Here is a 6,941-nt window from a genome sequence, read left to right as displayed (position 1 = left end):
GCGGCGTCGCCCGCAGGGCGGCCGCGCGGCGTCAGGTGCGTGCTCTCGGCGTGCCTGCCCCAGGCCCGCGTACTGGATGTACGTGGGTCTGGGGCAGGTGCGGCGAGAGTGCGTGCATGGCGTCGCGCGGCAGGCGGGAATTGTCAGACAGGCCCTAGCACCCAGGCGGCGGCCTCCTCGGGGGTCGCCGCCACCGGTACGTCCGCCGGGACCGGGGGGCGCCCGACGACCACGACCGGCAGGCCCGCCTCGCGGGCCGCCGCCAGTTTCGGGGCGGTCGCCGCGCCCCCGCTGTCCTTGGTGACCAGGACGTCGATCCGGTGCCGGGCCAGCAGCTCCCGCTCGCCGTCCAGGGTGAAGGGCCCCCGGTCGAGGAGGACCTCGGTGCGGGCCGGGACCGGCCCGTCGGGGGCGTCCACCGAGCGGACCAGGAACCACTGCGGCAGCCCCGCGAAGGCCGCGAGGCCCATCCGGCCGGTGGTCAGGAACACCCGCTCGCCGAGGCCGCCGAGCGCCCCGGCCGCCGCCTCCAGGGACGGTACGGACGTCCAGCGGTCCCCGGCGGCCGGGACCCAGCCGGGCCTGCGCAGCGCCAGCAGGGGAACATGGGCGGTGGCGGCCGCACGGGCCGCGTTGAAGCTGATCCGCCCGGCGAAGGGATGCGTGGCGTCGATGACCGCGTCCACGGCGTGCCCGCCGATCCACCCGGCGAGCCCGTCGGCCCCGCCGAAGCCGCCGATCCTGACCTCGCCCTCGGGCAGCCGGGGCCGGGCCACCCGTCCGGCGAGGGAACTGGTCACCCGCAGGCCGGGCCGGGCGTGCAGCAGCCCGGCGAGGGCGCGGGCCTCGGTGGTGCCCCCGAGAATGAGTACGTGCACAGGAGCCCCTTCGTGACATCAGGCGGCGGGCGTGAGGCCCAACTCAAGCACACCGGTCTGCGGCCCGGCTGGACGACCGGTGCCTGTGCGACGGCGGCGACGACGGCCGCGTACACGGCGCTCCTGACCGGCGACTTCCCCGACCCGGTGACGGTGACGCTGCCGAAGGGGCAGCGGCCCTCGTTCGCGCTGACCGCCGAGTCCCGCACGGGCGGTACGGCGATGGCGGCGGTGACGAAGGACGCGGGCGACGACCCGGACGTGACGCACGGGGCGGTGGTCCGGTCGACGGTACGGCTCCTCCCGGCGGGCTCCGGGGTGGTCTTCCGGGCGGGCGAGGGCGTCGGCACGGTGACCCTGCCGGGGCTTCCCCTGGAGGTCGGCGAACCGGCGATCAACCCGGTGCCCCGGCAGCTCATGCGGGAGCATGTGGCGGCGGTCGCGGCGGCGCACGGCGGGACCGGGGACGTCGAGGTCACGATCTCGGTGGACCACGGGGCGGAGATCGCCCGGTCCACCTGGAACCCCCGGCTCGGCATCCTCGGCGGTCTGTCGATCCTCGGCACGACGGGGGTCGTCGTGCCGTACTCGTGCTCGGCGTGGATCGACTCGATCCGCCGGGGCGTGGACGTGGCCCGCGCGGGCGGGCTGCGGCATGTGGCGGGCTGCACGGGTTCGACGTCGGAGCGGACCGTGCGGGAGCTGTACGACCTGCCGGACATCGCCCTGCTCGACATGGGCGACTTCGCGGGGGCGGTCCTGAAGTACGTCCGCCGCCATCCGGTGGACCGGCTCACGGTCTGCGGCGGCTTCGCGAAGCTGTCCAAGCTGGCGGCGGGCCATCTGGACCTGCACTCGGCCCGCTCGCAGGTCGACAAGGGCTTCCTGGCGGACCTGGCGCGGACGGGCGGCGCGCCGGAGGCCCTGGCGGCGGAGGTGGCCGCCGCGAACACGGGCCTGGCGGCGCTGCGGCTCTGCGAGGCGGCCGGGGTCCCGCTGGGCGATCTGGTGGCGGCCCGCGCCCGCGACGAGGCCCTGACGGTCCTGCGGGGCGCGCCGGTGACGGTGGACGTGGTGTGCATCGACCGCGCGGGGGCGGTGGTGGGCCGCGCGGGCCCGGCGGGACCGGGGGCGTAGGGCGGGCGGGGCCGCCGACGGGAGGCCGCCCCCTGACGGCTCAGACCTTGAAGACGACGATCCGGTCGGGGACCAGCCGCTCCAGGTCGTCCACGTCCGAGGTGAACACCGTGACCTGGCCCGGCTGCCGCGAGGCGACGACGGCGAGGACGGCGTCGATGGCGTGGCGGTGGCCGTGCAGTCCGGCTCGGGCCAGCAGACGACGGGCCTCGCGGGCCTCCTCCCTGCCGATGTCCGCCACCCGCACGCGGGACAGGACCCAGTCCCAGCGCCGTTCCGTGGTCCTGGCGTCGTACGCCTCAATCAGGGTCATCGGCGAGGTCACGACCTCGGCCGCGCCGCCTGCCGCGAGTTCGAGCCGGGCGATCATCGCGCGGTCACCCCGGACGGCGAGCGACAGGGCCTCGCTGTCGAGCACGAACACGCGCAGGGGCGTGTCCTCCCCGGTCCGCTTCGTCACGCGGCGTCCCGGCCCTTCCGGGCCTCCCGGCGGCGCGCGTGCTCGGCGTCGAGCGCGTCCAGCTCGGCGGTCGCCGCCGCCCGCTCCCCGCCGGTGACGGGGCCGTGCTCCTCCTCCAGCCAGTCGACGAGTTCCCTGAGCCGGTCCCGGTCGCGCCGGAGGCGCAGCGCCTCGGCCACATAGGCCGACAGTCCGTACTCGGCCGCCTCGGCACGGACCTCCTCCAGGAGGTCCTCGGGGATCGTCACCGTCACCTTCTTGGTCGCCATACTCATCACCATACTCGCCGTACTCGACGACGTACCAGAAACGGGCACAGCGCCATGCGCCGCCTGTGGCACGGGCGAGGTCACCGGGTGCCGGGTCGTGGCGAGCACCTTCCCGTACGGCACGTGACCCGTGCGACGCGGATCGGGCACCCGCCGGGGTCGCCCCGGTGCCCGCGACGGCGGTCAGCCCGCCGCCCCCGTCCCCCTGAGCGCGTCCTCGGTCTCACCGTCGTCGAGGTCGGGGAGGCCGAGGTCGGGGAGGTCGATCTCCCCCATGGCGTCGGTGGGGTACGGGGGCACTTCGGTGCCGGTCGGCACGACGCGTGCGACCGCGACACCGTTCTTCGTGACCGTGACGGTCTCTCCGGCGGCTGCCGCGGCCAGGATCCGCGACGGCCTCTGGTCGAACTCCCGATCCGTGATCTCCACGCACCACATGCACTACGGCCGACATGCGCCCCGCGTACGCCGAACCTAGGCTTTCCAGGGCAGACCCCTACCGGACGGGAGGAACGCCATGTCGAAGCGGGGCAACAAGCGCCGGGCGCGGCGGAAGAAGGGCGCCAACCACGGCAAGCGGCCGAACACCTGATCCGTCCGGCCGCGGGGACCGCCTCAGCAGCTGTGGCGGTCCCGGGCCGGGTCGTACAGGTGGCTGTCGCGGAACGCGGACGCGGCCAGCGTCCGGCCGACCAGGATGACGGCGGTCCTGGTGATGCCCGCCGCCTTCGTCTGTTCCGCGATGTCGCCCAGGGTCCCCCGCAGGACGGTCTCGTCGGGGCGGCTGGCCAGGGCGACGACGGCGGCGGGGCAGTCGGCGCCGTAGTGGGGGAGCAGTTCGGAGACGATCCGGTCGACGTACCGGGCGCCGAGGTGGAGCACGAGGAGCGCGCCGCTGCGGCCCAGCGTGGCGAGGTCCTCGCCCTCGGGCATCGGGGTGGCCTGCTGGGCGATCCGGGTGAGGACGACGGTCTGGCCGACGGTGGGCACGGTCAGTTCCCGCTTGAGCGCCGCCGCCGCCGCGGCGAACGCGGGCACGCCGGGCACGACCTCGTACGGGATGCCGAGCGCGTCGAGCCGTCGCATCTGTTCGGCCATGGCGCTGAAGACGGACGGGTCGCCGGAGTGCAGCCGGGCCACGTCCCGGCCGGCCGCGTGGGCGGCGGCGATCTCCGCGACGATCTGGTCGAGGTCCATCCGGGCGGTGTCGACGAGCTTCGCGTCCGGCGGGCACTCGGCGAGCAGTTCCACGGGGACGAGGGAGCCCGCGTACAGGCAGACCCCGCAGGACGCGAGCGTACGGGCGCCGCGCACCGTGATGAGGTCGGCGGCGCCGGGGCCCGCGCCGATGAAGTAGACGGTCATGCTTCCTCTTCCTTGGTGACGGACCACTGGGTGACCGGCATCGCCTGCCGCCAGCCGGTGAAGCCGCCGACGGGGACGGCGGTGGCGACGGCGAGCCGGACCAGTTCGCCGCCGTGGCGGCGGTGGCGGGCGGCGAGCACCGCCTCGGACTCCAGGGTCACGGTGTTGGCGACGAGCCGTCCGCCGACGGGCAGCGCGGCCCAGCAGGCGTCGAGGAGGCCGGGGGCGGTGAGTCCGCCGCCGACGAAGACCGCGTCGGGCCGGTCGAGCCCGGCGAGGCCGTCGGGTGCGGCGGCGGTCACCACGCGCAGGGCGGGGACGCCGAGGGCGGCGGCGTTGCGGGCGATGCGCGCGGCCCGCTCGGGGGACTTCTCGACGGCGACGGCCCGGCAGTCGCGGTGGGCCCGCATCCATTCGACGCCGATGGAGCCGGAGCCGCCGCCGACGTCCCAGAGGAGTTCGCCGGGCGCGGGGGCGAGGGCGGCGAGCGTGGCGGCGCGCACGTACCGCTTGGTGAGCTGCCCGTCGTGCTCGTACGCCTCGTCGGGGAGTCCGGGGACGGTGCCCAGGCGCAGGGTGCCGGGGTCGCGGACGCAGTCGAGGGCGAGGACGTGGAGGGCGTCGGTCCGTTCGTGCGGCCAGTCGGCGGCGGTGGCGTCGAGGAGCCGTTCGCGGGGGCCGCCGAGCTGTTCGAGGACCCGGACGCGGGTGCCGCCCCAGCCGGTGTCCCGGAGGAGGGCGGCGACCAGGGCGGGGGTCTCGGGGCCCTCGCCGAGGACGAGGAGGCGCCGCCCGGGGTGCAGCGCGGCGGAGAGCGCGGCGAGGGGCCGGGCGACCAGGGAGACGGTGTCGACGGCGTCCAGGGGCCAGCCGAGGCGGGCGCAGGCGTACGAGACGGAGGAGGGGTGCGGGTGGACGCGCAGCCGGTCGGCGCCGACGGCCCCGGCGAGGGTGCGGGCGATGCCGTGGAAGGAGGGGTCGCCGCTGGCGAGGACGGCGACGGCGCGGCCCTCGTGGGCGGCGAGCAGTCCGGGGACGGCGGGGCGCAGCGGCGAGGGCCAGGCGACGCGTTCGCCGGGGCAGTCGGCGGCGGGGAGCAGTCCGAGCTGGCGGGGGGCGCCGAGGAGGACCTCGGCGGAGCGCAGGACACGGCGGGAGGCCTCGGGGAGCCCGTCCCAGCCGTCCGCGCCGATTCCGACGACGTGTATCGCACCGTTCACGTCGGGGACTCTACGGGAGGCTCCGCAGGTGGGCGGGGTGCCGGGGTCCGGCGGGGCACGGCCCGGATCTCCCCGTCCGGGCCCGGCCCAGCCGTCCGGGCCCGCCCGCCGGGGCGGTGGGAACCGGCCCGCCCCACCGGCGGAAGCCGTCCGGCCCCACCGCCCGCGCCCGGCTCCCGTACCGACGGCGCCCGACTCCCGTACCGACCACGACTCAATCCCCCCACCGCCCGCGCCCGGCTCCCGTACCGACCACGATCCGCTCCCCTCACCGACCACGATCCGCTCCCCCACCACCGCGCCCCATCCGCCCCATCACCACGCCCGTCCGCCCCACCGGCCGGAACCGGTCCGCCGTACGGCCGGAAGGCCCCTGTCGTACGGGGCGGGGCACGGGCCGGAATAGGGGGACGGGTGGCACCGTTGGACGTGATGGTTTAAGATTCAACCAAGAACCGCGAGAGACCCGCCGACCACGGGGAGCGCGGAGACCAGGAAGGCGAGAGGTGAGCACGATGCAGTTCGGGATCTTCACCGTCGGCGACGTGACGGCCGACCCCACCACCGGCCGCACCCCCACCGAGCACGAGCGCATCAAGAACACCGTCGCCATCGCGCTCAAGGCGGAGGAGGTCGGACTGGACGTCTTCGCGACCGGCGAGCACCACAACCCGCCGTTCGTGCCGTCCTCCCCCACCACCCTCCTCGGGCACATCGCCGCCCGCACGGAGAAGCTGATCCTCTCCACCTCCACCACCCTCATCACCACCAACGACCCGGTGAAGATCGCCGAGGACTACGCGACCCTCCAGCACCTCGCCGACGGCCGCGTGGACCTGATGATGGGGCGCGGCAACACCGGCCCGGTCTACCCGTGGTTCGGCCAGGACATCCGCCAGGGCATCCCGCTCGCCATCGAGCACTACGCGCTCCTGCACAAGCTGTGGCGGGAGGACGTGGTCGACTGGGAGGGCAAGTTCCGCTCCGCCCTCCAGGGCTTCACCTCCACCCCGCGCCCGCTCGACGGCGTCCCGCCGTTCGTCTGGCACGGCTCCATCCGCTCCCCGGAGATCGCCGAGCAGGCCGCGTACTACGGCGACGGCTTCTTCGCCAACCACATCTTCTGGCCCAAGCAGCACACCGAGAAGATGGTCAGGCTCTACCGCCAGCGGTACGCCCACTACGGCCACGGCACCCCCGAGCAGGCGATCGTCGGCCTCGGCGGCCAGGTCTTCCTGCGGAAGAACTCGCAGGACGCGGTACGGGAGTTCCGCCCGTACTTCGACAACGCGCCGGTCTACGGCCACGGCCCCTCCCTGGAGGACTTCAGCCGCGAGACCCCGCTGACCGTCGGCTCGCCGCAGGAGGTCATCGACCGGACCCTGTCCTTCCGCGACTACGTGGGCGACTACCAGCGCCAGCTGTTCCTGGTCGACCACGCGGGACTGCCGCTCAAGACGGTCCTCGAACAGCTCGACCTGCTCGGCGAGGAGGTCGTCCCGGTGCTCCGCAAGGAGTTCGAGGCCCTGCGCCCCGCCGGCGTCCCCGCCACCGCCCCGCTCCACCCCGCCGTCACCGGCGGCACCGCCGCCGTCACGAAGGAGGCATGACA

Annotated in this window: 9 protein-coding genes; 3 read left to right on the top strand and 6 right to left on the bottom strand. The window is 75.2% G+C overall.

The window, feature by feature from the left end; all coding sequences use genetic code 11:
- Positions 1–143: 143 nt before the first annotated feature.
- Positions 144–878, bottom strand: a complete 735-nt coding sequence (locus ACIRQY_RS14880) for a cobalt-precorrin-6A reductase (RefSeq protein ID WP_403925333.1) — start codon at positions 876–878, stop codon at positions 144–146.
- 12 nt (positions 879–890) lie between these two features.
- Between ACIRQY_RS14880 and ACIRQY_RS14875 the strand changes: the two genes are divergently transcribed.
- Positions 891–2,015 (top strand): cobalt-precorrin-5B (C(1))-methyltransferase, encoded by a 1,125-nt coding sequence (locus tag ACIRQY_RS14875; protein ID WP_403925330.1) that lies wholly within the window; start codon positions 891–893, stop codon positions 2,013–2,015.
- 40 nt (positions 2,016–2,055) lie between these two features.
- On the opposite strand, the gene ACIRQY_RS14870 is transcribed toward ACIRQY_RS14875, so the two are convergent.
- From ACIRQY_RS14870 to ACIRQY_RS14860, 3 genes are all read right to left on the bottom strand, one after another.
- Entirely contained in the window at positions 2,056–2,475 is a 420-nt protein-coding gene (locus tag ACIRQY_RS14870; RefSeq protein ID WP_403925327.1) for a PIN domain-containing protein, read from the bottom strand.
- Positions 2,472–2,744, bottom strand: coding sequence for a CopG family transcriptional regulator (locus tag ACIRQY_RS14865; protein WP_351783522.1), 273 nt, complete (start codon positions 2,742–2,744; stop codon positions 2,472–2,474). The genes ACIRQY_RS14870 and ACIRQY_RS14865 overlap by 4 nt, the downstream gene beginning before the upstream one ends.
- Positions 2,745–2,927: 183 nt before the next feature.
- Positions 2,928–3,182 carry a type II toxin-antitoxin system Phd/YefM family antitoxin gene (locus ACIRQY_RS14860; RefSeq protein WP_403925324.1) on the bottom strand — a complete coding sequence of 85 codons (255 nt, stop codon included), beginning with the start codon at positions 3,180–3,182 and terminating at the stop codon, positions 2,928–2,930.
- Between the two features lie 79 nt (positions 3,183–3,261).
- Here ACIRQY_RS14860 and ACIRQY_RS14855 point away from each other — a divergent pair, with 79 nt between their 5' ends.
- Positions 3,262–3,336, top strand: coding sequence for a 50S ribosomal protein bL37 (locus tag ACIRQY_RS14855; protein WP_384854521.1), 75 nt, complete (start codon positions 3,262–3,264; stop codon positions 3,334–3,336).
- A 23-nt stretch (positions 3,337–3,359) separates the two neighbouring features.
- Here the strand turns inward: ACIRQY_RS14855 and cobM are convergent, their stop codons facing one another.
- On the bottom strand, positions 3,360–4,109 hold the full coding sequence (cobM, locus tag ACIRQY_RS14850; protein WP_403925322.1) for a precorrin-4 C(11)-methyltransferase: 750 nt from the start codon (positions 4,107–4,109) through the stop codon (positions 3,360–3,362).
- Positions 4,106–5,329, bottom strand: a complete 1,224-nt coding sequence (cbiE, locus tag ACIRQY_RS14845) for a precorrin-6y C5,15-methyltransferase (decarboxylating) subunit CbiE (protein WP_403925319.1) — start codon at positions 5,327–5,329, stop codon at positions 4,106–4,108. Before cbiE ends, cobM begins: the two co-directional genes overlap by 4 nt.
- 515 nt (positions 5,330–5,844) lie before the next feature.
- Here cbiE and ACIRQY_RS14840 point away from each other — a divergent pair.
- Positions 5,845–6,939: an LLM class flavin-dependent oxidoreductase gene (locus ACIRQY_RS14840; RefSeq protein WP_403925376.1), complete on the top strand. Its 1,095-nt coding sequence runs from the start codon at positions 5,845–5,847 to the stop codon at positions 6,937–6,939.
- Positions 6,940–6,941 lie beyond the last annotated feature (2 nt).

Source organism: Streptomyces sp. NPDC101490, from assembly GCF_044767145.1.
In the GTDB taxonomy this organism is placed as follows: domain Bacteria; phylum Actinomycetota; class Actinomycetes; order Streptomycetales; family Streptomycetaceae; genus Streptomyces.
This window is presented reverse-complemented; position numbering and strand designations above follow the sequence as displayed.